At 57.7% G+C, this 26,951-nt stretch carries 20 protein-coding genes and 1 tRNA gene; 14 read left to right on the forward strand and 7 right to left on the reverse strand.

What is annotated here, in order from left to right; translation table 11 throughout:
• The first annotated feature begins 58 nt into the window (after positions 1–58).
• The 3 genes from dctP to EDC26_RS06285 all read left to right on the forward strand — a co-directional run bounded on the left by dctP (position 59) and on the right by EDC26_RS06285 (position 3,024).
• Positions 59–1,081: a TRAP transporter substrate-binding protein DctP gene (dctP, locus tag EDC26_RS06275; protein WP_132580531.1), complete on the forward strand. Its 1,023-nt coding sequence runs from the start codon at positions 59–61 to the stop codon at positions 1,079–1,081.
• A 63-nt stretch (positions 1,082–1,144) separates the two neighbouring features.
• Positions 1,145–1,693 (forward strand): TRAP transporter small permease, encoded by a 549-nt coding sequence (locus tag EDC26_RS06280; RefSeq protein ID WP_132580533.1) that lies wholly within the window; start codon positions 1,145–1,147, stop codon positions 1,691–1,693.
• Complete coding sequence (locus EDC26_RS06285; protein WP_132580535.1) at positions 1,690–3,024, forward strand: TRAP transporter large permease; 1,335 nt, start codon at positions 1,690–1,692, stop codon at positions 3,022–3,024. Before EDC26_RS06280 ends, EDC26_RS06285 begins: the two co-directional genes overlap by 4 nt.
• 51 nt (positions 3,025–3,075) lie before the next feature.
• Here the strand turns inward: EDC26_RS06285 and EDC26_RS06290 are convergent, their stop codons facing one another.
• A complete protein-coding gene (locus EDC26_RS06290; protein ID WP_132580537.1) occupies positions 3,076–4,671 on the reverse strand; it encodes a phospholipase D-like domain-containing protein in 1,596 nt (531 codons plus the stop codon).
• A 48-nt stretch (positions 4,672–4,719) separates the two neighbouring features.
• Here EDC26_RS06290 and EDC26_RS06295 point away from each other — a divergent pair.
• The 6 genes from EDC26_RS06295 (at position 4,720) to bamC (ending at position 8,900) form a co-directional block, all read left to right on the forward strand.
• Positions 4,720–4,795, forward strand: a tRNA-His gene (locus tag EDC26_RS06295).
• Positions 4,796–5,000: 205 nt separating this feature from the next.
• Positions 5,001–5,288: a hypothetical protein gene (locus tag EDC26_RS06300; protein WP_132580539.1), complete on the forward strand. Its 288-nt coding sequence runs from the start codon at positions 5,001–5,003 to the stop codon at positions 5,286–5,288.
• 129 nt (positions 5,289–5,417) lie between these two features.
• Complete coding sequence (locus EDC26_RS06305) at positions 5,418–6,044, forward strand: L-threonylcarbamoyladenylate synthase (protein WP_132580541.1); 627 nt, start codon at positions 5,418–5,420, stop codon at positions 6,042–6,044.
• Positions 6,045–6,135: 91 nt separating this feature from the next.
• The gene (locus EDC26_RS06310) at positions 6,136–6,786 is read left to right on the forward strand and encodes a site-2 protease family protein (protein WP_132580543.1); all 651 of its coding nucleotides are present in this window, start codon (positions 6,136–6,138) and stop codon (positions 6,784–6,786) included.
• A gap of 81 nt (positions 6,787–6,867) precedes the next feature.
• Positions 6,868–7,770, forward strand: coding sequence for a 4-hydroxy-tetrahydrodipicolinate synthase (dapA, locus tag EDC26_RS06315; protein ID WP_132580545.1), 903 nt, complete (start codon positions 6,868–6,870; stop codon positions 7,768–7,770).
• A gap of 17 nt (positions 7,771–7,787) precedes the next feature.
• Positions 7,788–8,900: an outer membrane protein assembly factor BamC gene (gene bamC, locus EDC26_RS06320; protein ID WP_165930937.1), complete on the forward strand. Its 1,113-nt coding sequence runs from the start codon at positions 7,788–7,790 to the stop codon at positions 8,898–8,900.
• 332 nt (positions 8,901–9,232) lie between these two features.
• Here bamC and cysG read toward each other — a convergent pair whose 3' ends face one another.
• From cysG to mutS, 5 genes are all read right to left on the reverse strand, one after another.
• Positions 9,233–10,681 (reverse strand): siroheme synthase CysG, encoded by a 1,449-nt coding sequence (gene cysG, locus EDC26_RS06325; protein ID WP_132580549.1) that lies wholly within the window; start codon positions 10,679–10,681, stop codon positions 9,233–9,235.
• Positions 10,678–12,378, reverse strand: a complete 1,701-nt coding sequence (gene cysI, locus EDC26_RS06330; protein WP_132580551.1) for an assimilatory sulfite reductase (NADPH) hemoprotein subunit — start codon at positions 12,376–12,378, stop codon at positions 10,678–10,680. Before cysI ends, cysG begins: the two co-directional genes overlap by 4 nt.
• A 4-nt stretch (positions 12,379–12,382) precedes the next feature.
• Positions 12,383–14,167: an assimilatory sulfite reductase (NADPH) flavoprotein subunit gene (locus EDC26_RS06335; RefSeq protein WP_132580553.1), complete on the reverse strand. Its 1,785-nt coding sequence runs from the start codon at positions 14,165–14,167 to the stop codon at positions 12,383–12,385.
• Between the two features lie 294 nt (positions 14,168–14,461).
• Complete coding sequence (locus EDC26_RS06340; RefSeq protein ID WP_132580555.1) at positions 14,462–15,646, reverse strand: cupin domain-containing protein; 1,185 nt, start codon at positions 15,644–15,646, stop codon at positions 14,462–14,464.
• 151 nt (positions 15,647–15,797) lie between these two features.
• On the reverse strand, positions 15,798–18,449 hold the full coding sequence (gene mutS / locus EDC26_RS06345) for a DNA mismatch repair protein MutS (RefSeq protein WP_243700807.1): 2,652 nt from the start codon (positions 18,447–18,449) through the stop codon (positions 15,798–15,800).
• Between the two features lie 361 nt (positions 18,450–18,810).
• Between mutS and EDC26_RS06350 the strand changes: the two genes are divergently transcribed.
• Complete coding sequence (locus tag EDC26_RS06350; RefSeq protein WP_165930938.1) at positions 18,811–22,458, forward strand: EAL domain-containing protein; 3,648 nt, start codon at positions 18,811–18,813, stop codon at positions 22,456–22,458.
• 38 nt (positions 22,459–22,496) lie between these two features.
• Here EDC26_RS06350 and EDC26_RS06355 read toward each other — a convergent pair whose 3' ends face one another.
• Complete coding sequence (locus tag EDC26_RS06355; protein WP_132580559.1) at positions 22,497–23,075, reverse strand: DUF4337 domain-containing protein; 579 nt, start codon at positions 23,073–23,075, stop codon at positions 22,497–22,499.
• Positions 23,076–23,372: 297 nt separating this feature from the next.
• On the opposite strand from EDC26_RS06355, the gene EDC26_RS06360 reads away from it, so the two are divergent.
• From EDC26_RS06360 to EDC26_RS06375, 4 genes are read left to right on the forward strand one after another with little or no spacing between them, the layout of a single operon-like run.
• The gene (locus EDC26_RS06360) at positions 23,373–24,158 is read left to right on the forward strand and encodes an HpcH/HpaI aldolase family protein (protein WP_132580561.1); all 786 of its coding nucleotides are present in this window, start codon (positions 23,373–23,375) and stop codon (positions 24,156–24,158) included.
• Positions 24,159–24,160: 2 nt separating this feature from the next.
• Positions 24,161–25,438 carry a 3-oxo-tetronate kinase gene (gene otnK / locus EDC26_RS06365; protein ID WP_132580563.1) on the forward strand — a complete coding sequence of 426 codons (1,278 nt, stop codon included), beginning with the start codon at positions 24,161–24,163 and terminating at the stop codon, positions 25,436–25,438.
• Positions 25,439–25,465: 27 nt separating this feature from the next.
• Complete coding sequence (gene otnI, locus EDC26_RS06370; RefSeq protein ID WP_132580565.1) at positions 25,466–26,254, forward strand: 2-oxo-tetronate isomerase; 789 nt, start codon at positions 25,466–25,468, stop codon at positions 26,252–26,254.
• 17 nt (positions 26,255–26,271) lie between these two features.
• Complete coding sequence (locus tag EDC26_RS06375; RefSeq protein ID WP_132580567.1) at positions 26,272–26,928, forward strand: DUF1345 domain-containing protein; 657 nt, start codon at positions 26,272–26,274, stop codon at positions 26,926–26,928.
• Positions 26,929–26,951 lie beyond the last annotated feature (23 nt).

Consider the following 26,951-nt stretch of genomic DNA (forward strand, 5'->3'; position numbering starts at 1 on the left):
ACATTACAACAAGGCCAGCATTCCATTTGCTGATTAATGGGTTGTTAAAGGAGGCTTTATGAGGAACAAGACTATTCGCCGTCTGATTCTGGCGGCGGTGCTGGGAAGTTGCGCTACATTTTTGGGTACGCCGGCGGTGGCTGCGGGCCCGACGGTGCTTAAGATTTCACACCAATTTCCTGCGAACACCGATTTCCGCGACCAATTGGCGCGCAAGTTTGCCACGGAAGTCGAAAAGCGCACCAACGGTGCGCTCAAATTTCAGATTTACCCCGGGTCATCCTTATATAAGGCTGGACAGCAATTCGACGCAATGGCCAATGGCTCGCTGGACATGTCGGTTTATCCGCTGGCGTACTCGGCCGGCAAGCTGCCTGCCGCCAATATTACGCTGATGCCTGCGCTGATCAGAAACTACAAGCAGGCCTACGCATGGGAGGATGCGCCGGTCGGGAAGTGGCTCGAGAAATACCTTGAGGACCACGGCGTGGTGATTATCAGCTGGGTCTGGCAAGCGGGTGGTGTCGCGTCGCGCGACAAGCCCATTCTGGTGCCTGCCGACGTCAAGGGGCTCAAAGTGCGCGGCGCCGGCAAAATGATCGACCTCATGCTGCAGGGGGCCGGCGGCGCGTTGGCTTCCTTTCCGTCCAACGAGTCGTATAACGCCATGCAATCCGGCGTGGTCGACGCAATCTGGACTTCAAGCGCATCGCTCATGAGCTTTCGGTTGAGCGAGGTCAGCAAGTTTGTCACGACGGCGCAGGACCACACCTTCTGGTATATGTTCGAACCGCTCCTGATGTCGAAAGCGGCTTATGACAAGCTGACGCCGGAACAGCAGAAAATCGTGAAGGAAGTGGGTCATTCACTGCAAAAATTTTCCCTCGAAGCATGCCTGAAGGATGATGCCAAGCTGGCCGATGTCTATCGCAAGTCCGGCGATAAGGTGCTTACGATGAATGAGGAACAGTTCAATCAGTGGAAAGCGGTCGCCGAGAAAAGCGCCTACAAGAACTTTGCCGATCATGTCAAAGACGGTGCCAATATCTTGAAAATGGCTGAAGCGGTCAGTGCCAAGTAAATGTGCGCGTAGCGCGAGGCGGCAGACCTTTTTGGTTTGCCGCCTTTTTATGGCGTGGAAATCATGGTGACGAGATTTTGGCGCGGCTTTGGCCGCATGATGAAGGGTATAAGCACCATCACTGGATACTTCAGTGGCGTGCTGATTGTGGTGTCGGCTGGCTGCATCACCTATGAGGTGATCTGGCGCTACTATTTGGTGCGGCCTCACACTTGGTCGATGGAAGCCAACATTTTTCTGCTGATTGCCGCTACTTTCCTGGCGTCGTCGTTCACACAACTCAAGCGGGGTCATATCGGCACAGAGGTGCTCGATCTGGTGTTGCCGGCCAGCTGGGTACCGTGGCGCGTGCTGTTTGGCGATATCCTGTCGTTCGCGATCTGTGGGTTTCTCAGCGTCCGGGTCGGTTTGTACGGTATGCAAGCCTGGAGCGAAGGCTGGACCACGGATTCCATATGGGCTCCGCATCTGTGGATTCCGTTTGCCTTGATTGCCATCGGGATGTTGCTGACGGCATTGCAGTATTTGATACAAATCGTCGAACAGATTTCGCACCTGCACCGCAAGGGCGGTTCTTTGGGTAACGCAGACACCGGGGTGAGCGCGCGATGAGCGAATTCAATATTGGAATGTTATTTGTGGCGGGAACGCTGGCGTTGCTGTTGAGCGGGATGTCGGTCGCGTTTGCGTTGGGTGTGATATCGCTGTTATTCATGGTGATCTTCATGCCGCCGGCGCTGATCCTCACCATCCCGGAAACCCTCTACGGCGGTCTGGACAACTTTACGCTGCTGGCTATTCCGCTGTTCATCCTTATGGGTGAATCGATCGGCAGGACACGTGCGTCGGTGGACTTGTACGAGTCCGCCTACCGCTGGCTCAGCAAGCTGCCCGGAGGGCTGGGGATCGCCAATGTTGTAGGTTGCGCTATTTTCGCCGCAATGTGCGGGTCGAGCACAGCCACCGCGGCAGCCATTGGGTCGATGGGCATTCCGGAGATGAAGAAACGTGGATATTCGGGCGGGCTCGCGGGGGGGCTCATTGCCGCCGGTGGTACGCTGGGCATCCTGATCCCACCCTCCATCACTTTCATTCTTTACGGGATTGTGTCCGAGCAATCAATCGGGAAACTATTTATCGCCGGTATTATTCCCGGCATTTTGCTTGCCGCTCTGTTTGCGTTGTGGGTCGCCTTCAAGGCGGGTCGGGACGACAAGCGGGTGATGCATCGCGGGGGCGCCGATGCGGCGCATTTGCGTACTCAGCAACAGATGTTCACCTGGCGCGAGCGTTTCGAATCACTGCCCAGACTGGTGCCGTTCGCCATCATTATCTTTATTGTGATGGTTGCCCTCTACGGAGGATTCGCCACACCATCCGAAGTGGCCGGCATAGGGGCGCTCTCGACTCTGGTCATGGTGATCCTGGTATATCGTTGCTATCGGTGGAGCCAGTTAGGCCCCATCTTGCTGAGCACCGCCAAGGAATCGTGCATGCTGATGATGATCATCGCCATGTCGTTTCTCTACTCCAATGTGATGAGCTACCTGCATATTAGCCAGAGTGCGACGCACTGGATGGTCGGGCTTGAGATGTCGCGATGGGAGTTTCTGTTCTGGATCGACGTACTGATTGTCGTCCTCGGCTTTTTCTTGCCACCGGTGGCGATCATCTTGTTCATTACGCCGGTGATACTGCCGGCGTTGCAGGCGCATGGCTTCGACCTGGTCTGGTTTGGTGTGCAGATGACGATCCTGATGGAGGCAGGGCTGATCCATCCACCACTCGGGCTCAACTTGTTTGTGATTCAGGGCATCGCGCCCGAAATCCCGCTTAAAGAGTTGTTGTGGGGCGTGACGCCGTTCATTGTCATCATTATGTTGTTCATCGTGCTGACTTGCGTGTATCCGCAGATCGTGTTGTGGCTCCCTAACCATATGTAGGCGCTCGCCCGGCCCGGGCTGCGCACCAGTGGCGGAAGGGCTTGCCGGCGCCTATAAATAGGGGCTGGCCAGCCAGATGATTTTATTGCGCAGCCGCTTGCGAAACGGGATGGCGGCCAGGTTTTCCAGGGTGACGGGATCGGCATGTTCGATCTCGCTATCGATCAGGCGCTCAATGTCTCGCGCGGTGTCGCGGCTGTATATTTCGATGTCGAGTTCGAAGTTCAGGCGCAGGCTGCGCGGGTCGATATTGGACGAACCGACATACGACCACGCCGCATCGATAGTGATGAGTTTCGAATGGTTGAAATTGCCGCCGGCGCGCCAGACGCGACAGCCGTTGCGTATGACCTGGTCCAGTTGCGCCGTCATGGCGTAGTTGACCAGCCGCAGGTTATTGCTTCCCGGGATCACGATATCGACCTGGATGCCGCGCCGCGCGGCCGTATTGATGGCGCCTATCAATATCTGGTCGGGCAGGAAATAGGGCGACTGGATGCGGATATGCTGCTGCGCCACGGCAAAGGCACCTAGCAGCATATTGTGAGTGCTCGCAATGAACTTGTCGGGGCCCGAGCGCACGCAACGCGCCGGCACCTCGGGCGAGGGTACATGCCAATCGTCACTGCACCAGATCGAGTAGGGCAGCGTTTCTTTGGTGGTGAACTCCCAGTCGTGTGCAAACGCCGACATGAGCTGCAAGACAACGGGGCCTTCAACCTGGAAGTGAGTGTCGCCGGCCACTTTCTGTTTGGCGATCGCCGAGACGAAGCCTTCCCGTATGTTCATGCCTCCGGTGAACCCGTGGCGTCCATCGACGATCAGAATCTTGCGGTGGCTGCGCAGGTTGGCATAGGGCATTTTCATGCCCAGCGGATTGGTCATGAACAAGGCCGCTGTAATGCCGTTCTTGTGCAGCAAGCCAATAATGGGCGGACGTGAGTACTTTGATCCGATGGCGTCGATCAGAACCCGGATTTCCACGCCGCGCTTCTGAGCGTCGGCCAACGCCTGCGCGAATTCGCGGCCAACCTGGTCATCGTCGAAGATATAGGTTTGCAATGCAATGGTTTTCCGGGCGCCATGAATGGCGGCGATCATGGCCGGATAAGCCTGGTCGCCGCCCAGCAGTATCTTTACATGGTTATTGCCGCGCAAGGGAAAGCCGGTGATCCGATCACCCAGCGTGCGCAGCGACACAAATTGCGGGGCCGAGTCGGCCGCGACGTCGGCCACCGGCACGGCCTGCTTGTTCGAATAGTCTTTGATGGCTTCGTCGCGTTGCTGCGAGATTCGGTCGCGGCGTACGCGATTGATTCCGGCCACCAGATAGAACAGGGGGCCGAAAATCGGCGACATCAGAATGACCCCCACCCATCCTATGGCAGCGCGCACGTCATTCTTGGTCATGGCCGCGTGCGTGGCGGCGGCAGCGCCGGAAATCAGGCTGATTAAAAAGACGATATGAGGCCAGTACGCGAGGAGCAGGTCATGCAATGAATACATAGATGTCGAAGTCATGAGAGCGTGATGGGTTGTGCCGGAGCCATTTTCGGGCGATGAGTGCCGCTCGCGCATTGTCGCCCAGGCAGGCATGGCCAGTATATAGATAGATGCGGCCTGTGTTCGCCCGTCCTGCTGGTTCATGCTAGAATCACGTTCTCTTTCGAAGGGCCTCGTGCTCGTAGAGCAGTGGTGACCGTAGCTCAGTTGGTAGAGTCCTGGATTGTGATTCCAGTTGTCGTGGGTTCGAGCCCCATCGGTCACCCCAGCAATTAATTAATAATTGACAAAAAAATCGAAACAATCAGTAACGCGCATTTCGTTGACGTTTTCCTTCGAGATTAGGGAAAACCCTGGTTCGGCCTTCATGCTTTGAACTGTCGATGTAACGAATTGATGCGGATCGACCGTTACAAGTCGATCGTAATCCGCTAGGATGAAAGTTCAGCAACTTTTAAAAGGTGTTGGCTATCATGAAAAAACTTTACGCAACTCTTTTCGTGTCTGCTATGTTGGCAAGCCCTCTGGCGACAGCCGCGACTCAAAAAATGTCGCACGAAGCCTGGATTGCAGCTCAGAAAATTGATATTCCGCCTACTTTCAAAGTAACGGAAACCAAGATCCCTGCCGGCTCCGCGGCGTCAAGTACGGCGGCGCCTGCCCAGATGCCGGCTACCGACCAAATGAAATCGGACGCTGCCTCCCAGGCCAAGGGCGCGGCTGAAGGGCAGACCATGCCCATGAAGATGCAGCACAAATAAAGCCCGGTTAAAGCTCGGTGCCTGTTTCGGCTCGCAAGCGGGCGGGCCGCGGCGGCGTGTGAGGTCCCCCGGGGCTTCGGGCCGCAGCAAATCTGAACCTGGAACGTCAAGAATGTTAGGATACGTTCCATGGCTCAATATTTTGTAGTTCATCCCGAAAACCCCCAGGTTCGCTTGTTGAAACAGGCTGGGCAGCTGCTTGCCGATGGCGGGTTGGTTGCTGTGCCTACCGACTCCAGTTATGCCGTTTTGGCGCGTCTGGACGATAAGGCGGCCGCCGATGCATTGCGGCGGTTGCGGGGGCTGGACGAACGCCACCACCTTACCCTGTTGTGTCGCGATCTGGCTGAAATCGGTCATTTTGCGCGGGTCGACAATAGTCAGTACCGTTTGCTCAAAATAGCCACGCCGGGGCCCTGGACCTTTATTCTTGAGGCCACCCGCGAGGTTCCTCGCCGGGTGTCCCATCCTTCGCGCAAGACGATAGGCATACGTGTTCCGAATCACCGGGTAACGCTTGGCTTGATCGAATGCGCGGGTTCGCCGTTAATTTCCACTACACTCATTCCCGAAGGTGAAGACGAACCTTTGAATGACGCGCAGCTGATCCGCGAACGCTATGCCAACCAGTTGGCGGCCATTATCGATAGCGGCGCCTGCCCGCTCATGCCGACTACGGTAATTGACCTGACCGGCCCCAGCCCGGAAATCCTCCGGCGAGGCCAGGGGGATCTGGCCTCTTTGGGTTTGGCATAGTTGCGGCCCTATGCGCGGCGAATTGCTTGGTGGATTTAATTTGTTGTCGTTGACTCGAGTGTAAACTTGCGCCTGCATTTTCCGGGATTATATGGATTCGTTGATTCAAACCATTACGATTTATGCACTGCCCGTGTTGTTCGGGATCACCCTGCACGAGGCGGCGCACGGCTATGTGGCCCGGATGTTCGGCGACCCCACCGCCTATGAGGCCGGCCGCGTCAGCCTGAACCCCGTTCGCCATATCGATCTTATGGGGACAATAATAGTGCCGCTGGTTTTGCTGTTCAGCACCAAGCTCCTGGGGGGCGCGGGTCTGTTATTCGGGTGGGCCAAGCCCGTGCCGGTCGATTGGGGGCGTTTGCGCAACCCCAAGCGCGATATGCTGTGGGTGGCTCTGGCCGGCCCCGCGTCCAATCTGTTCATGGCGATTATCTGGACACTGGGCTTGCGTTTTCTGGCCGATTCCGGAGCTTCCCAGAACGATTTCTGGGTTCAGATGACGGTTGCGGGGATTCAGATCAATTTGGTGTTGATGGCTTTGAACCTGTTGCCGATCCCGCCGCTCGATGGCGGGCGGATTGTGTTTAGCCTGTTGCCCGGCCGTCTGGCTTGGCGGTATTCGAAGATCGAACCCTATGGGTTAATGATTATCGTAGTGCTGATGATAAGCGGCGTTTTGTGGACGTTTCTTCAGCCATTGCTGGCCTTGGGCCAAATAATTATTAATTGGTTCTTATAAGTTTGGGCGCTTATCCGGTAAACTTGCATGTTAATTTAGCAAGTTCGCCATTTGGGCGAGTTCGAGGAGATGGTTTCCATCATGGCTAGTACGGATTCTGCGATTCCCATTTTTCAGGGCAGCATGGTCGCCCTGATAACCCCTATGCATCCCGACGGCAGCCTGGACTTCGATTCGTATCGCAAACTGATCGATTGGCACGTAGCCCAAGGCACCGACGCGCTGGTGGTGGTGGGCACATCGGGTGAATCGCCCACCGTGAACATCGACGAGCACGCTGAGCTGATTCGCGTGGCGGTCGAGCACGCGGCCGGCCGCGTGCCTGTCATTGCCGGAACCGGTGCCAATTCCACTTCCGAAGCGATTCATCTTGCGCGCCACTCGCAAGCCGTGGGCGCGCAGGCGGGCTTGACGGTTGTGCCTTATTACAACAAGCCCTCGCAAGAGGGCATGTATCAGCATTTTCGTACGATTGCCGAGGCCACCGGCCTTCCTTCCATACTTTATAACGTGCCGGGCCGCACTTCGGCCGACTTGTCCAACGACACCATTGTGCGGCTGGCGCAAGTGCCGGGCATTATCGGCATTAAAGACGCAACGGGCAATATTGCACGCGGCGCCCTGTTGCTGCGCGACGCGCCCCCCGCCTTTCAGGTGTTTAGCGGCGACGACGCCACCGCGGCGGCGCTGATGTTGTTGGGGGCACGCGGCAATATTTCCGTTTCGGCCAACGTCGCACCCAAACTAATGCACGAGTTATGTATGGCGGCGATTGCCGGCGATGGAATACGTGTCCGTGAACTAAACAGGCGCCTCGCGCATCTAAACAATGTTCTGTTTGTTGAATCCAACCCGATACCGGTCAAGTGGGCGGTGGCTGAAATGGGGTTGTCCGAACTGGGTTATCGCTTGCCGCTGATTCCGTTAGATCCGCGCTATCACGATAAGGTGCGCAGCTCGTTGAAAGATGTGGGATTGATTTAAAAATGATAAGGATGCGTATGAACAAACGCTACGCTGGCGTAGCCGTAAGTGTAGGCCTGCTGTTGGTATCTGGCTGCACACAGCTGAAACAATTGACAGGACGCGAAGAGACGGTCAACTATAAAAGCACGGTAGCTGGCGATCCGCTCAGCATCCCCCCCGATTTGACGCAAGCCAACCAGGACGCCCATTACAAGGCGCCCGCGGGTTCGGCAACCTTTAGCCAGTTTGCGCAGAATCAGGCGGCGAGCAAAGGCGCCAGCCCGAGCGATGCCATCCTGCCTGCGACCAGCGGCATTCAAGTGATGCGCGACGGCAATATACGCTGGCTATCGGTAGACAAGCCTGCCGAAACGGTTTATCCCAAGGTCGTGGATTTCTGGGGTGAACAGGGGTTTACCATTCATTCGCAAGATTCCAAGGCAGGCCTCATTCAGACCGATTGGGCCGAAAATCGGGCCAAGATACCCGAGGGCTGGATCCGCAGCGCGCTGGGCGGCATTCTGGATCAGGTTTTCGACAGCGGCGAACGCGAACGTTTTCGTACGCGCGTCGAGCGAGTCAACGGCAAGACCGAAATTTATGTCAGCCACGAGCAAATGGTTGAAACTCCTACGGCCGACGGCACGACCTTTAAATGGGTCTATGGCAAGGAAGATCCGGGCCTGAATGCGGCCATGTTGGCGCGCATGATGGTGTTCCTGGGCACGGATGTCAAAAAGGCCCAGTCTATGGTGGCGCAGGCTGAAAAAGACCCGACCCAGCCGCAAGTAGCCAAAGTGGCTGGCGATCCGGCCGCGCTCACCTTGAGCGAGCCCTTTGACCGTGCCTGGAGGCGTGTAGGCGTGGCGATCGATGCGGCCGGTTTCTCGGTGGATGATCGGGACCGCTCAAGCGGCGATTATTTCGTGCGCTACCTCGATACGGATACTGGCCAGAAAATTGATCAAGGCAATTTCCTGACGCGAATGTTCGGCGGCAAGAATACTGCCGAGGCAGGGTCGTTCCGGATTCACGTCGCCCAGCAGGGGGCGGGCTCGCTAGTTACGGTGCTTGATAAAAATGGGCAGCAAGACAAGAGTCCCACGGCGCAACGCATCATTACGGTTCTGACGGGCCATATGAATTAAGGCGTATACAGCGCTACGCGTGAGTCATGTAGTGGCACCCCTTGTGGGTGCCATTTTTTTGACCTAAGGTATTTTCGATTGAGCCGTTTTGGGTGGTGAGGTCATTCTATTAAGACGCCGCAGGGCGAGGGGTGGGTACCGTCCGGTCCGTCCAGCGGTCGGGGCGCTGCGCGCCCCGACTCCCCGGGTCTGCCTCGTCCAGGCGGGCCATGTTTGAGTGGAGCCACGCCAGCGGCGTAGCGAGTTTGGCCCGACACCCAAACGTCCCGCCACCAAATACCCAAACATCCCATGCCGCATACCGTTTGACCAAAAATGCTCTAGCCATTTCTCTATGCCGCTCTGACAAACCTGCTAGAGGCGTCGGCGTCGGCATATGGCGCCGCGCCTGCATTGATGCTGGTGCCAAACCATTGAAGTTTTTCGGTCAGGGCGGCGGTTTCTCCGACCAGAAGCAACGAAGGAGTTTCGAAGGCGTGCTTGTCAGCCAATGTCGCCAGATCTTTCAGCGGGCCGTTGAGCACGCGCTGATTGCTGCGGGTGCCGTTTTCGATCAAGGCAAAAGGCGTGTCGCCGGCGCATCCGTGTTCGATAAGCTGCGTGGATAGCCACGACAGTTGGCTAACCCCCATGTAAAAGGCCAAGGTCTGTTTGCCCTGAGCGAGCGAGTTCCAGTCGTGGGTGTCGTCCTCATGGCTGCTGTGGGCCGTGATCAGGCGCACGGACTGGGCATAGTCCCGATGTGTCAGGGGAATACCCGCATAGGCCGCGCAGGCCAGCGCTGCGGTGATCCCGGGCACAACCTCGTAGGCAATGCCATGCTCGCTCAGGAATTCAAGCTCTTCACCGCCGCGGCCAAAGATGAATGCGTCTCCACCTTTGAGCCGTACGACGTATTTACCCGATCGGGCATGGGTCAGCAGTAGATCGTGGATGCGCCGCTGAGTGGCGTCGTGGTCTTCGCCCGGACTCTTGCCTACGGCGATCTGCAAGGCGTCGCGGCGGGCGAGGGCCAGTACTTCCTGGCTTACCAGACGGTCGTACAGAATCACGTCGGCTTGATTTAACGCGCGCAGGCCCTTGATGGTGAGCAAGTCAGGATCGCCGGGGCCGGCGCCCACCAAGGCTACCTTTCCTGTGGGGGCTGGTTGAGGCTGCGCAAGTGCTTTTTTAAGCTCATGCTCGGCCAGCAAGCCGTGTTCTTTGCGTAAAGCGGCTGCTACGGGGCCGTCGAGCAGGCTGTCGTAAAACTCGCGGCGGCTGCGTAAATTGGGGCGCAGGCGGCGTATGGCGGGACGATATTTCTGGGCCAGGACGGCCAGAGGGCCAAGCGAATGCTCGAGCAAGGCCTCGAGGCGTTCACGCACCCGGCGCGCCAGCATCGGGGCCGTGCCTGACGATGAGATGGCGACGATGAGGGGCGATCGGTCGACAATCGAGGGCACGTGAAAGGAGGATAACTGCGCATCGTCGACCACATTGATGAAAATGCGCTGCTGTTGGGCGCAGCGGGCAATATGCTGGTTCGTCGTCGTGTCGTTCGTTGCCGCGACGATCAGCCAGGCCTCATCCAGCCAGGCCGGCTCGAAGCGGCCCGTAATGGTTTCGATCTTGCCCTGTTTTTTCAGGCGCAGCAGTTCTTCGGTGAAGGTGAGGGCGCCGACGACGACATGGGCGCCTGCCGCCAACAGGCTGCCGACCTTGCGTTCGGCGACGCTGCCCGCGCCTACCACGACGGTGCGGCGGCCCTTGACATCGGCAAACAGAGGGAACAGCGTCATGTCGCGGCGTCCAGAACGATCGGAATCAGGCGCTGCGAGGGCGCCTCGATGACTTCTGCGCGGACCAGGAAATCGCCGAATTTTTCGTCTTGCCTGCGCCCATTCGCGTAGGCGCCAAACAACGCGTCCAGGGCGTCGATGATTTCCGGCTCGGTAATATTCTCGCGGTAAAGCGTATTGAGCCGTTGGCCTGTGAAATCCGCGCCGAGGCGCAAATCGTAGCGGCCGATGGCACGCCCTATCAGGGTGATTTCCCCCAGATAGGGGCGCGAACAGCCGTTGGGGCAGCCCGACAGGCGCAGCAGAATCGGCGCGTCGAGCAAGTTGTGATGGGCCAGAAGCGTTTCCAGCTTAGGCAGCAATTTCGGTAGATACCGTTCGCTTTCGGCCATGGCCAGTCCGCAGGTGGGCAAGGCCACGCAGGCGATGCTGTGCCGGCGTATGCCGCTTTGCTTGTGATAGCCGTCCAGGCCGTATTGATGCACCAGTTCGTCTATCCGCGCCCGATCCGCGGCCGCAACGTTGGCGATGATCAGGTTTTGATTGCAGGTGAGCCGGAATTCTCCCTTGTGCACCTGGGCAAGTTCCCGCATCCCGGTCAGAAAGCGATTTTCGCCAGTGTCGTTCAAGCGTCCGGATTCTATGTACAACCCCAGGTGCCATTGCCCGTCTTCTCCTTCAAGCCAGCCGTAGCGATCGCCGTTGTGGTCGAAATGGTAGGGTCGAAGGGGCTTGAGGCTGTAGCCCAGGCGTTGTTCCAGTTCGGATTTGAACCAGTCCAGTCCGTGACTATCGATGGTGTATTTCAGCCGCGCATGCTGGCGCTCGGCGCGGTTGCCATAGTCGCGCTGCACGGTGACCACGGCTTCTGCAACCTGGACTACCTGCTCGGGCGTCACGAACCCGATCAGGCTGCCCAACCGCGGATAGGTCGTATCGTCGCCGTGAGTCGCGCCCATGCCGCCGCCGGCCGCCACGTTAAAGCCTTGCAGTATGCCGTTTTCAATAATGGCAATCAGGCCCAGGTCCTGCGCGAAGACATCGATATCGTTGGTGGGGGGAATGGCGATTCCAATCTTGAACTTGCGCGGCAGGTAGCTGTGGCCGTACAGGGGTTCGTGGTCGGGTTCGTTACTGATTTTCTTGCCGTCGAGCCAGATCTCCGCATAGGCGCGGGTGTGCGGCAGGAAGTGTGCGGACAATTTCTCGGTCCAGTCCTGTACGACTTGATGCTGGCTTGAAAGCAGGGGGTTGACCGAGCTCACCACTTGGCGATTGACGTCGCCGCACGCGGCGAGCGTAGTGCTCATTGCCTCGTGTATGGCTTGCATGACGTTTTTCAGATTGCGCTTGGGCACCCCGTGCAATTGAAAGGTCTGGCGTGTGGTGATCCGCAGTCCGCGGGTGGCCCAAGTCGTTGCAATATGATCGAAAGCAAGCCATTGCTTCGGCGTGACGATGCCGCCGGGCAAGCGCGCGCGAATCATGAATCCGTAGGCGGGCTCGAGTTTTTGTTTGCGGCGTTCCTCACGCAGGTCGCGATCATCCTGCTGATAACTGCCATGAAATTTCAGCAGCTTGTTATCGTCGTCGCCGATGGCGCCGGTGACCGGGTCGCCGAGCCCGTCTTCGATGGTGCCGCGCAGGAAATTGCTGTCGGCCTTGACGTGTTCCAGATGGGAAAGGTTGCTGTTCATATACTTAGTAAACGTCGCGGGCGTAACGGCCTTGTGCGGCCAGGTTGTCCAGCCATTGTTTGGCCTGCTCCAGATCCAGACTGCCTTCAGTCTGGGCGATTTGCAGCAGGGTTTGTTGTACGTCCTTGGCCATGCGGTTTGCATCGCCGCATACATAGACGTGGGCGCCTGCTTCGATCCAGTTATAGACATCGGCGGCCGATTCAAGCAGCTTGTCCTGTACGTAAACCTTGTCGGCCTGATCGCGGGAAAAGGCGAGGTCGAGCCGATGCAGGTCGCCGTCTTTTAAAGCTCGTTGCCATTCGGTTTGATAGAGAAAGTCGGACGTAAAGTGAGGGTTGCCGAAAAACAGCCAGTTGCGGCCGTCGGCGGCTTGGGCGCTGCGCTCTTGTACAAAGGCCCGAAACGGTGCAACGCCGGTGCCCGGACCTATCATGATGACGTCGCGCGAAGAATCAGCGGGCAAGCGAAAACGTGCGTTTTCCTCGATGAAGATGGGCAGTTTGTCGCCTTCCTTCAAGCCGCTCAAAAAATGCGAAGCGCAGCCCCAGCGCGACTCTGCCTCGTGTTCGTACTCGACATGCGCCAGGGTCAAATGCACTTCGGCATCCACGGCGCTGGGGCTCGATGCGATGGAATACAGGCGGGGCGCCAAGGGGCGCAGGGCATTGACCAGCGCCGTCGCATTCCACGGGGCAGGGTATTGTTTGAGGATGTCGACAAGTTGGCGGGTATCGAGCAACTGCTTGAGCGATTCAATGGTATTTATCTGCTTTTTCAGTTCAGCGCTGTCGGCCAGTTGCGCGTGCGCAAGCAAAAAGGGTTTGGTCAGCACAGTGAGCTCGCGGTGATGGCTCAACCATTCTTTCAGCGTGCGTGATATGCCGTTGATTTCAATGGCTTCGCCGGCATCCAGGTTCAAGGAGTTGATGACGGCCTCGACCAGCGCAGGGGCTTGCGTGGGCCATACGCCCAGTGCATCGCCCGCCTGATAATCCAGATGGCTGCCTTCGAGCGAGATTTCGATGTGGCGTATATCTTTATCACTGCCGCGGGCAGTGATGGTCTGATTGAGCACCAGTTCGGCCATGAAGGGTTGATCGCGTGAAACCTTTGCGGGTTTGGGATGCAGCGGCGTGACACTGGCTACGGGTGTCTCGTTTTGTTTCAATATCTTCTGTGCCTGGGCGATCGCCTTCTCCTGCCATGGCAGGGCGACCGTTTCGATATCCAGATCGGCGGTGCCTACCTCGTGCAGGCGTTCGGCGCCCAATTCAGCCAGGCGTGCGTCGATGTTTTGAGTGACGCCGCAAAACAGGGGGTAGCTTGAGTCGCCCAGGCCCAGTACGGCATATTTGAGCTGGGGCAGCTTGGGTGCGCGGCGGCCGAGCAAAAACTCGACAAAACTGCGCGAGTCATCGGGGGGCTCGCCTTCGCCCTGTGTGCTCATGACGATGTACAGCAGTTGTTCGTCTTTGAGTTCGCGTGTGACATAGCGGTCGGCGCGCACCAGGCGAACGGCGAGGCCTAGCGCCTCTGTGCGTTCGAACAACGATTCGGCTATGCGTTTGGCGTTGCCCGTTTGGCTGCCGTATACGATGGTAAGCTGCCTGGCCGCAGGTGCGTTGGACACGGCCGCGACAATAGCGGGCGAGCGCGCTGCTTGCTTGCTCTGGCCCAGGCCGGCGAAATATCCCGAAAGCCAGCTAAGCGCGTTGGGATCCAGCCCGTCGACCAGGTCTGTAATCAGGGAGTGTTTGGATTCGGATAAATAGGAAGGCGATAACATTGTGCACTCGCAGAAAAGGCATGCCCCATTCTAGAGAGCTGCACTTTATATGCGAAGGACTAGATTATTATTTCCTTATTCCTGTATATCTTTATATTGGAAAGCAGTAACTCCGTTTCTGAATCAGCCGTGCATTTTGCCGGTTTCCCGTGACCGGCATGTAGCGCCACCCCTTGTGGGTGGCAAAATGTTAATTAATAAGACAGTATCCTGCGTAGATGGCAGCCACAAGGGCTGCCGCTACAAAAATGTGGCCGTGAATTTGTAACGCCCGCCCCTTGTGGGTGGCAAAACCTAATCGTCAATATGGTGCAGCCAGCCTTCTTGCAGCCAGCCGGTCAGGACGGCTTGTTCGTCGTGACTCAGGCTGTTTCGCCTGCGCGGATCCAGCCGCAGTGAACGGGCATCGGCTAATTCACGCAACGCTTTCGAGGCGGGCAGTGCAAGGGCCTCGCCGTTGATGAACAACTGTCGCTTGCGGTACATCAGGCGCGTGCAACGGTCCAGTTGCAGGCGGCCGGGCGGCGTATCCGACCTTAAATCGATATGCGGGCTGCTGGGTTCAAAATAGGCTTGCGGCGAAAGCTCGGTAAGCCATTGACCGAGGAAACGTGTAGCAAGCGTTTCGTTGAAATGAATTTTCTGTGCAGCCTTGCATGCGGCGGTGACGAGCGCATCGGGCAAGTACGCCGGCGTTGCGGTAGCGGGCGCACCGGCGTCGTGAAAAGTATTACGCAGGCTGGGCCCGGGTAAAACCCCGCTGGCCTGTGCGCTGCGGCCGTCATCCAGGCCGGCCATGATCTGGTCGCTGGCCGCATCGAGCATCCCCTGTGCCAGCGTGGCCAGGCTGGGCGCGCGAAAACCGATGGAAATGGTCATGCAATCGCCGATGGCTACGCCATCGTGGGCAATGTGCGGCGGGAGGTACAGCATGTCGCCCGGGTTCAGTGTGTACTCGTGTTCGGCCCGGAAGTTTTCCAGGATTTTCAGGGGCAGGCCGGGGGTGAGCGCGAGATCCTTCTGACTGCTGATGCGCCAGCGCCGCTGCCCGTGGGCCTGCAATAAAAACACGTCATAGCTGTCGAAATGCGGGCCTACGCCGCCGCCATCGGAAGCGATGCTGATCATGGCGTCGTCCAGGCGCGCATCCGAGATAAAGCGAAAACGGTGCATCAGTTCCGCTGTCGCGTCGTCGTGCAGGTCAACGCTTTGCGCCAGCAAGGTCCAGTTGTCCCCGCGCGCTGCAGGCAGGCGGTTGAAAGGGCCGTTTTTCATCTTCCAGCTGTCACCATCGCGCCATATCAGGCGGGATTCCACCTCGTCGCGCCTGGCCAGTTGTTTGATTTCGGCCATGGATAGCGAAGGTTTGAAATCAGGTATGGCCTGGCGTATGACCAGCGGCTTGCGTTGCCAATAGCGTTGCATGAACGTTCGCGGCGTGAGGTTGCCGAGCAGAGCGAGTGGGGTGTCGATATTCATGGATGGGCGGTTCGTGTGTTTCAGGGGATGGGAGTGATTGCCGAGGGTTCGAATGCCACCCACAAGGGGTGGCGCTACAAACAAGAGGTGGCGCTACAAATACGTACCCGTGAATCATGTAGCGGCACCCCTTGTGGGTGCCATATCGGCATCATAAATACGTATTTAGCAAGCGGTATAAAAGATCCAGCGCTTCGCGGGGAGTGAGCTGATCGGGATCGATGGCGGCCAGTTCGGCTTTCAGGGCGGAGTCGGCCTTGTCGCCATGCGTGGTGCTGTCTACTGCGTTCGTACCGCCATCGTCGCTATTGCTCTCGTCGGGATCGCCCGGGTTATGGGTAGGCGCGGCAAACAAATCGAGCTGCGGCGTGGGTGCGCCCTGGGCTTCAAGCCGCGCCAACTCCTGGCTGGCGCGGCGTATGACGGCCACCGGGATGCCGGCCCGCTGCGCGACCTGGATCCCGTAGCTGCGGCTTGCCGGGCCGGCCTGCACTTGATGCAGAAATATGACACCCGATGCCGATTCGGCGGCGGCAAGGTGCACGTTGGCGGCGGCGGGCATTTCGTTGGGCAGCCGGGTGATTTCAAAATAATGCGTGGCAAACAGAGTCAGCGCCTGGTTGTGAGTCAACAGCCTGTGTGCGATTGACCAGGCCAGAGCCAGCCCGTCGTAGGTCGAGGTGCCGCGCCCTATTTCATCCATCAGCACCAGGCTTTGCGTCGTGCTTCCTGCCAATATGGCGGCCGCTTCCGTCATTTCCATCATGAAGGTCGAGCGTCCGCCTGCCAGATCGTCGGCGGCGCCGATGCGGGTAAAGATGCGGTCGATCTGCCCAATGCGAGCGCGTTCGGCCGGTACGAAACTGCCGATTCTGGCCAATAGAACAATCAGTGCAATTTGCCGCATATAGGTCGATTTGCCGCCCATATTGGGCCCGGTGATCAATAGCATGCGCCGTTGCGGAGCGAGGTCGCAATCGTTGGGTGTAAAACGTTCGATGCTATGTTCGACTACGGGGTGGCGGCCGGCTTCAATCAGGATTTCGCTTGCGTCGCACAGTTCAGGAGCCGCCCAATTGTTTTGCTGGGCATGTTCGGCCAATGAGGCCAGAGCATCGATTTCGGCCAGTGCCGCGGCGCACAGGGATAGCGCCGGCGCATGCGTTGCGAGCTGATCGAGGATTTTTTCGAATAGCCATTTTTCACGTGCCAGGCTGCGATCCTTGGCCGAGAGCACCTTGTCTTCCCAGGTCTTCAGTTCGGGGGTGATGTAGCGTTCCGCGTTTTTCAGCGTTTGGCGGCGGCGGTAATCGTCCGGTACTTTTTCGGCCTGTCCGCGCGATACCTCGATATAAAAGCCATGTACGCGATTGAATTCCACTCGCAAGCTGGTGATTCCGGTTCGTTCGCGTTCACGTGCTTCAAGTTCCAGCAAAAACTCGCCGCTGTCGGTCGACAGGCGGCGCAGCTCATCGAGCTCGGCGTCATAGCCGCGGGCGACGACCCCTCCATCGCGTATCAGCAGTGCCGGCTCGAGGTCGATGGCATTTTGCAACAGGATCAGGAGGTCGGGCGAGACATTCAGTTGCGCTCTGAGTTGAATCAGTCGTGGCGCAGGAGAAAAGCATCGGGCAATATCGTCAGCCATGGCCGGCAAAATGGCCAGCGCATCGCGCAGGCTTGCCATCTCGCGCGGGCGTACCGAACGCATCGCCATGCGTGTGGCGATGCGCTCTATATCCGGGTAGCGGCTCAGCGCCTGTTGCAGGGTGATGAGCGGCGCAGTGGTCTCCAGCATCGCGCCATTGGCCGGGTCGGCGGCCAGCAGCGCCGCAATCGTCTGCTGGCGTTCGAGTGCCGGCGCATTGTCGCGCAAGGGGTGATGCAGCCAGCGGTGCAGCAATCGGCTGCCCATGGGCGTTTGGCAATGATCCAGGGTGGAAAGCAGGGTGGGGCTTTCCTCGCCGCTTAGCGTTTCGCTGATTTCCAGGTTTTTGCGCGTGACCGGATCGAGCACGACATAGGAGCTGGCCTGATCGACCCGAATGGACTGAATGTGCGACAGGGTTTGAGACTGGGTGCGGCTGACATAGCGCAACAATGCGCCTGCGGCGCAGACGGCGGCGGGCATATCGGCCAGGCCGAAGCCGGCGACTGAATCCACGGCGAAGTGTTCATGCAGCACATTGCGCGCACCGTCCAGTTCGAAGTGCCAATCTGGAATCGGGCTTAAGGCCATGCCTGCGTCGACATGAGGTCTTTTGCTTTCGGCGCACACCAGCTCGGCCGGCGCCACGCGATGCAGTTCGGAATCGAGCATTTCGGGCGTGCATTCCGTCGCCCGGAATTCGCCGTTGGCCAGATTCATCCATGCCAGGCCGACACGTTCAACCCGGTTGTGGCGCGCGGTTATCGTGGCCGCTATCATGCGATCGGCACGGGCGGGCAGCAATGCATCGTCTGTGAGCGTGCCCGGAGTAACGATGCGCACGATTTTGCGTTCCACCGGCCCTTTGCTGGCGGCCGGGTCGCCAATCTGCTCGCAAATCGCGACCGATTCGCCCAGCGCCACCAGCCGTGCCAGATATTGTTCCATGGCATGCACGGGCACGCCCGCCATGGGGATGGGCGCTCCGTTGGAAGCACCGCGCTTGGTCAGGGTAAGATTCAACAGGCGGGCGCCGCGCTCGGCATCGCCGTAGAACATTTCGTAAAAATCCCCCATGCGATAAAGCAGCAGATGCGAACCCGCTTCGGCCTTCAGACGCAGGTATTGCTGCATCATGGGCGTATGGCTTTCCATAGTCTTGTTGTTACTGTCTATCTCATTGATTTTAAAAGATTTTGACAAAATTCGTGCCTCTCCTTGTCCAATCTGGAACATCACATGCTGCAGCCTGCGGTGCTGCGCTGCATGTGGCAATCCGTTAGCCCGCACAATAATAGCGTGTCTGACATCGGCCGCAAGTCTGCTTGTGCCTATATTTTTTTGAATGGCTTGTCGCAAGAGCGAACAATAGTGCTATCTTGGCATATTGCGCCCGTTGTCGCGTTGACTATGCACCACGAGAAAAAGAAGAGAATCGGGCTTGGACCTGGCTGCGGCTATAGGGAGAATGGGAATGCCGTTTAGGATCCGGCTTTTTCAAAGCATATACGCACGAATGTTTCTGGTGATTTGCGCCGCTGTCGTTCCGGCCTTTGTCGGCCTGGGGTACTACGTCTATCGGCAGCAGAATCAGTTGCAGGATATTGGCCTGGAAAATGCCAAACGCTACGTCAATCTGGCTGCGCGTTATGAGAATTGGCTATTGCAAAGTTCGCGGGAAACTCTCGGAACCCTCGCTTCGTCGCCGGTCGTCAAGGATGGCAACTGGATGCGCTGCTATCCCTATTTTTCGGAATTGTTGCGGGAACAGAAACGGTTCACGAATTTTGGTGTGGTGGGCCTTGACGGACGCGTCTTGTGCACCGGGTATTCCACGCCCGGTCAAAATATGCCGTATCTGGGCGATCGGGTGTACTTCCAGCGCGCCTTGGTTCAACAAGGTTTTGTAATTGGCGATTTCCAGCAGGGGCGTATTACCGGGCAACCTACTATCGTAATCGCTACGGCCTTGCGTGATAGCAGTGGTGCGCCTCGGGCCGTGATCTTTGCGGCCCTGAAATTATCTTCCCTCATCAATTCCAGCGATGCGATCTCTCCCTCGGCCGATACCGGGCTGACGATTGTCGACCGAAAAGGCGTTGTGCTTAACACCACTTCCGGCGGAGACGGGCAGATTGGACAGGTTTTTTGGGAGGAGGACGTATTAAAGGCTGCTCGTGCCGGGGTTAGCGGCGTTGATGTCGTGCGGGCGCGTGACGGAAAGCAATGGCTGGTCAGCTATGCCCAGGCAGGTATCGACGGTGATCCAAGCGCACTGGTGATTTTGTATAAAAGCCCGGAATCTTTGTTGCTCGCGGGGATCAGCCGTGATTTGTGGATAGGCATAATCGTCGCCTTTATTCTCATGTTGATGGCGCTTGCCGCGGGCTGGGCCGGTGCCCAGGCTCTTGTGGGCCGCAATATACGGCAGTTGACGCAGGCCGCCAGGCGATTGAAGCGGCGTCGATTCGATACGCGGATCGGCAGCCTGGTTTCGGGGCAGGAATTTACGGAAATAGCGACCTTGCTCGACGAAATGGCTGCCGAACTGGGCGTCCGCGAGAAGGAATGGAGCTTGTCTTTGCAACGCCAGGAAGGCCAAAATGAGATTTTGCGGCGGATTGCCCAGAATGAAGGCTTGCGGGAAACGCTGGTGGCGCTTCTCATGTTCTCCGAAGAGCAGATCGAGGATACGGTAGCTTCTATCCAGATCGTTGCTGCAGATGGGCTATTCATAGAATCTTGTATTGCGCCAAAAATGGCAGAGACCTTTCGCAGCGCGGTGACTGGTGTCAAGCTCGGGCCGCGGGCGGGGTCATGCGGCACCGCCATGTATGAAAAGCGGGTCGTGATTGTGGAAGACATAGGCAGCGACCCGCTCTGGGCCGATTATCGGGACCTGGCGATTAGTCATGGCCTGCACGCCTGCTGGTCGCATCCGATCATGTCGTCCGGTGGCCGTGTCCTGGGATCGTTCGCGCTGTATTTCCGGTACACACGGTCGCCCAGGCCACAAGAATTGCAAGTGGCGCAAATGATATCCGAGCTGGCCGCGGTTGCGATTGAGCGTAGCCGTATAGCCTTGGCGCTGACTCAGTCGGAAACCGAGTATCGTCTTCTGTTCGAACTCAACCCGAGCCCGATGTGGGTGTGCGATGCGACGACGTTGCGGCTCATGGCGGTCAATGATCAGGCCATCATGCATTATGGTTATGAGCGTGATGAATTTTTGCTCATGAACACCAACCAGATCGAGCTTGCGGAACTCAACTCCGACAAGACGCCGGACGCGGGGCGGCGGGATCTGTATTCGGCGAATCGGGCGGTGCGCAGGCACCACCGGAAAGACGGCAGCATTATTTTTGTGGAGGTGTCGCATTTCCCGCTTAACTTCAGAGGCTGCGACGCCAGGCTGACACTCATCCATGATGTCACTGAACGAAAAATCCTGACACAGAACATCCGCGAGCGCGACGAGTTGTTCACGCTTTTGATGGACTCGACGGCCGAGGCGATTTTTGGTCTGGACATGGCGGGCTGTTGTACGTTCGTCAACCACGCTTGCGAGACGCTCCTGGGCTATGAATCCTCCGAGCTGATCGGCCAGTCGATGCATGACTTGATTCATGGCCGGCATGAAGATGGGAAACCCTACCCTGTTGACGATTGCCCCATGCGCAAGGCGCTGGGCAAGGAGTTTCACGTTCATGTCGACGATGAAGTGTTGTGGCGCAAAGACGGGACGGCGCTACCCGTTGAATACTGGGCTTACCCGATGCGCCGCGATGGCAGGGTGATAGGGTCGATCGTGACTTTTTGGGATGTTACGGAGCGCCGCCGGCAAGGTGAGGCACTGCTTTATCAGGCTACGCACGATATGCTCACGGGCTTGGTCAATCGCGCCTTCCTGTCTTCGCGGATCAACGGTACGATCGATGCGGACAAGACGGTGAGCAGGCGCTTTTATGTCCTGATGCTGGATCTGGATGGTTTTAAGGAAGTGAACGATTCCCTGGGCCATCAGGCCGGCGATCTGTTGTTGAGGCAGATCGCTGACCGTATAAAGCTTTTGTTCGACGCCCAGGCGGTGATCGCTCGCGTTGGGGGCGACGAGTTTGCCATTTATGTTGAGGATTCGGCTTGTATCTTGCCTATTGAGCAAATCGTGGCCGATCTGCTGACTGAAGTGAAAAAGCCATTTCTCTTGAACAGCATCGAAATCCAGATCAGTGGCAGCATCGGGATTGCCTGCTATCCGGAAAACGGAACCGACATCAATAACCTGATGCGCAACGCCGACTCCGCCATGTACGAAGCCAAGCGGGAAGGCGTTGGCTATATGTTTTACGATATGTCCAAGGACAAGCAGGCCCTGAGCAAGGTCTTGCTGATGACGCACCTGCGGCACGCCGTGGAGCAGCAGGAATTCGTATTGCATTATCAGCCGAAGATTTCTTTGCGCGACCAGAGTGTGGTGGGTGTCGAGGCGCTTATCCGGTGGCAAAACAGTGAGCGTGGGCTGCTATATCCGTCAGACTTTATGGCGGTTGTTGAAATCAGCGATCTGATACATCCCCTGACGCTATGGGTCGTCGAGACTGCGGTGCGCCAGTGCAGCACGTGGCGTGAGCATGGGCACCGTGTGGCGGTCGCGGTGAATGTGTCGGCACGCAATCTGCTCGATGTGAGCCTGCCCAGGGCCATCCAGGAAATCCTGGCACGCTATCAGGTTGATGCAAGCCTTCTTGAGATAGAAATCACCGAAAGTTCGATCATGGCCGATCCTGGCCGGGCACAGTATGTGTTGACCCGGATTCACGATATAGGCGTTCGTATTTCGATTGATGATTTTGGAACGGGCCATTCGTCGCTGGCTTACCTTCAGAAATTGCCCGTTGACAGCCTCAAAATCGATCAGTCGTTTGTGACCGACATGGGCGGACATGGCGAGGCAAGAGCCATCGTGGCTTCGATCATCGGCCTGGCGCACAACCTGGCGGTGTCTGTCATTGCGGAAGGCGTAGAGACCGATGAGGTTCTGCAGCAACTAGCCGAATTGAAGTGTGATTGCGTGCAGGGCTATTACATAGCGAGGCCCATGGGCGGCAGCGAAATCGAAGCGTGGCTGCAAGAGCGCCCGTCGCTGCTTTCGGCCGCGGCTTAGCTGTTTTGATGTGGTGGCAGCCCTTGTGGCTGCCATCATTAAAAATGCATCCAGGCCGCAAACCCGAGGGCCACGCCGGCCGCGGCCACGCCATACGATCCCCACTGCATCCATTTTTTTCGGGTCAGCAGCGTGATTGCGGCCAGCGCAATGGCAATCTGCAGCGCCACCATGGCTTGTGCCCATCGATGGTGTTGATGCATAAGGGCTTCGGACGCCTCGTCCCATTTACGGGATTGTGCTTCGAGCTTTTCGGCTTCTTTTTTGATGGCTTCCTTTTCGGCGCTGTAGCGGGCTGCATTGGCTTTGTATTTGCCGGCGTCCAGGCCGGGTAAATCCATGGCCAGTTCGGCCAGGTTTTGCCTGTTGGATTTGGCCTGATAATAATTCCATTGGTCGCCTGCCTCTGTTTTTACGATGGCCGCGTTGTTTTTACTCATGGCTGCTTCATTTTGCGTCGAGCCCACCTGGTAGCTGAACAGGGCGCCTACGGTAGCAAAGAGTGCCGTCATGACGGCGAGGCGGCTCCCAAATTTGTCGCTGTGTTCGTGGTTGCTTTCACCGACTCGCTCGAGGTGCTCGTCGTGGAGTCCTTTTACTTCGAATTCTTCAGCCATGATTGCACGCAATTGTTTAAACTGGATTAAGAAAGGGGCCAGACGATGAACGGAATTTTACCTGTTAACAATGGGAGAGCTGATAGTTCGTCCGGGCAATACGTTCTTTTTTGTTACTTGTTGTATTCTGAGTCAACTGCAACGTGGCACAGGCGTACCGCAAACGTAGCGCAGATGTAACGTAGGTGTAGCGGCAGCCCTTGTGGCTGCCATTGATTATTAACTGCGCGAACCTGACAAAGCGCGCGGTTTGCTTTGGAAGTGGAATCAGAAATAAATTTCAGGGGTGTACTGGCAATGAGAGCGAACAAATTAAGGCAAGTGATCAAGGATCGAAACCATGCGTCCAATGCGTGGCTGTCGGTTCCTTCATCGTATAGCGCAGAACTCGTCGCGCATTGCGGGTTCGATGCTGTGACGGTCGATCTTCAGCATGGCATGATTGATTTCGGCCAGGCGCTGACGATGCTTCAGGCGATCTCCAGCACACAGGCTGTGCCTCTGGTCCGGCCAGAGAGCTCCGATCCGGTTCAAATCATGCGTTTGCTCGATGCCGGCGCCTATGGCGTAATTTGCCCTCAGGTTGACGATGCCGCTATCGCTCGCGCAGTGGTAGGTGCATGCAAATATCCGCCGGCGGGGGACCGCTCGTTTGGGCCTTCGCGCGGCTTGCTGTATGGTGGCCCCGATTATTTTTCGCACGCCAATAATGAGGTCCTGGTGTTTGTCATGATCGAGTCGAAAAAAGCGGTGCGCAACCTTGACAGCATTCTTGCCGTGCCGGGCATTGACGGCATATTGATAGGCCCGAATGATTTGAGCCTGACTTACGGTGGCACGCCCGGGTCGGAGCCGGAGGGGGAGGCGGCCGACGCCATCGAGTTCGTTCGCTCACAAGCGGCGGGGCGCCAGTTGTTGACAGGAATATTTTGCGCCGATGGTGCAATGGCCCGCAGGCGTATCGATCAGGGGTTTCAGTTGGTCACTCCGGGCAACGACGCGGCCATTTTAAAGAATGGCTGTTTGCAGCAGTTGTCCCATCTTGCGGGTACGGCCGTTAGTAACCAAAGCGGCGGCTATTGAGCATGGCTCTCGAACTGGGTTGTATTGCCGACGACTTTACCGGCGCAACGGATTTAGCCAATAATCTGGTGCGCGCCGGCATGACCACGGTGCAGACAATAGGCGTGCCCGTCGATAGCATCGATACCGATGCTCAAGCCTTGGTCGTGTCCCTGAAGTCCCGGTCCATTCCCGCAAGCGATGCCGTCGCCCAGTCCGTGGCGGCTGCCCGCTGGTTGTTGAAACAAGGGGCAAGCCAGCTGTATTTCAAATATTGCTCTACCTTCGACAGCACTTCGGCGGGCAATATCGGCCCCGTCACCGACGCTTTGATGGATCTGACCGGCTGCGACTTTACCGTCGCGTGTCCAGCGTTTCCGGATAACGGACGCACAGTATTCAAGGGTTATTTGTTTGCCGGCGACGTGTTGCTCAATGAATCGGGTATGCAGCATCATCCCATCACGCCCATGACGGATCCCAATCTGGTGCGTGTACTGCAAGCTCAAACTCGGCGCAAGGTGGGTCTCATCGATTACTCCGTCGTGGCCGATGGGGTGCGTGCCATTCATGAGCGCGTGGACGCGTTGAAGCGGGACGGAGTTTCCATTGCAATTCTCGACGCCATATCCAATGACGATTTGCTGACATTGGGCCGCGCCCTGCATTCGTGGCCTTTGCTGACAGCCGGTTCGGGCCTGGCAATAGGCCTGCCTTCGAATTGGGGGCTTCGACCCTCGGCGCAGGCTGCCCAGCTTGAAGCGTCTTGGGGCCGGGCTGCCATTATTTGCGGCAGTTGCTCAAGTACTACCCGTTCGCAGGTGGATTATTTTCTGAAACGCGGCGGGCAGGCCCTGGCGCTCGATCCGCTGCGCCTGCTCGATGGTGGGGATCTGGTTCAGGCCGCCTTGGAGTGGGTCAAAAGCCAAAGCCCCGAACGCTCCGTATTGATCTACACCACGGCCACGCCCGAGGCGATCAAACACACACGGGCGCGCGCCGCCGCGGTAAACGGCGAGATGGACATCAGCGGGCAATTGGAACAAGTCCTGGCCCGCATTGCGCACGAGCTGCTGGCAGTGGGGGTAGGCCGCTTGCTGGTGGCTGGTGGCGAAACCTCGGGCGCGGTCGTCCAGGCTCTGGGTATTGCGCAGTTGCGCATCGGCCCCCAGATCGACCCCGGAGTGCCCTGGTGTACAGCCTGGGTGCCTGCCTTGTCCAGGCGGATTCACCTATCGCTTAAATCAGGCAATTTCGGTTCGGTGGATTTCTTCCACAAAGCCTTTGCGCTGATCGATTAATCAACCCATTTCACAAAGGCGCTTGTCATGCTTCGCTTTGCCGCAAACCTTAGCACCATGTACAACGAGTTCGATTTCCTCGATCGTTTCGGCGCTGCCGCGCACGACGGCTTCAAGGCGGTCGAGTTTTTATTTCCCTATGCCTATGAAGCCGGCGAGATCAAAAAACGTCTGGTTGATTGCGGCCTTGATCTGGTGCTTTTCAATGCGGTGCCGGGGAATTGGGATGCGGGTGAGCGCGGGCTGGCCTGCCTGCCCGGCAGGCGGCAAGAATGCCTGGACGGTATGCGGCGGGCGCTGGATTATGCCGGCGTGCTGGGCACGCGCCAAGTGCACCTGATGGCGGGGCTGGCGCCGCAAGGCGTGGCCCGTATGGCCTTGCAGGATCAGTATCTGGACACGGTGCGCCGTGCGGCCGAATTGGCGGCGCCCGCGGGCGTCGATGTGCTGCTCGAACCCATCAATACCATCGGTATGCCGGGGTATTTCCTGAACACCCAGAAGCAGGCTCATGACGTGGTGCTTGCGTTGGGCTTGCCTAACGTCAAGGTGCAGATGGATTTGTACCATTGTCAGATTGTCGAAGGCGATGTGTCGCGCAAGCTGCGTACCTATTGGCCTACCGGGCGGGTAGGACATTTGCAGATTGCCGGCAACCCGGATCGCCACGAGCCCGACACGGGCGAGCTATCGTATCCTTACATCTTTTCAGTATTGGAAGAACTGGGCTATGACGGGTGGATCGGTTGTGAATATTTTCCGGCGGCCCAGACTCGTGATAACCTAGCCTGGATCAGGCCCTATCTGACTGCCTGAAAACAGGTGCTGTATCCATGCACACTATTCACCGGTTTGTTCGGACCCGGCCACGCCTGGCGGGCTCTGTGGTTGCAGGAATCTGCGCAGGCGCGGCGCTTCCGGCGCGCCTGGATCCCATTATGAGGGCGTTGCTGGGCTGGAACGTGACAATATGGCTGTATCTTGTGTTGATCAGTTGGCTGATGCTGCACGCAAGCCAGCAAAGAGTGCGCGAAATTGCCGAGCAGGAAGACGAGGGTGCGGTAGCCGTCTTGGTAGTGATGTCGCTTGCGGCCGTGGCCAGCGTGGCGGCGATCATCCTGGAACTGTCTACGGTAAAGACGTTGGCGCTTCATGGCCGGCTGGCCCATTATGCCTTGACGGGCTCTACCGTATTGGGCTCATGGTGCCTGCTGGGCACTATTTTCACCTTTCATTATGCTCGGGCGTTTTATAGCTCGGGTCATGAGCAGCCGGCGCTCTGTTTTCCCGATAAAGAAAAAAATCCGAATTACTGGGACTTTCTCTACTTTTCATTTACGATCGCCGTCGCGGCGCAGACGTCGGACGTGCTGGTGATGACGCGATCATTGCGCAAGACGGTGTTGGCTCAATCTGTGCTCAGTTTTTTGTTCAACGCGGCGATCCTCGGCCTGTCCATTAACATTGCCGCGGGTGTCGTGGGAGGCTAAGCGCTGAAAGGTCAGGCTTGCCC

Origin of the sequence: Paralcaligenes ureilyticus (assembly GCF_004346225.1) — a bacterium.
Lineage (GTDB): Bacteria > Pseudomonadota > Gammaproteobacteria > Burkholderiales > Burkholderiaceae_B > Paralcaligenes > Paralcaligenes ureilyticus.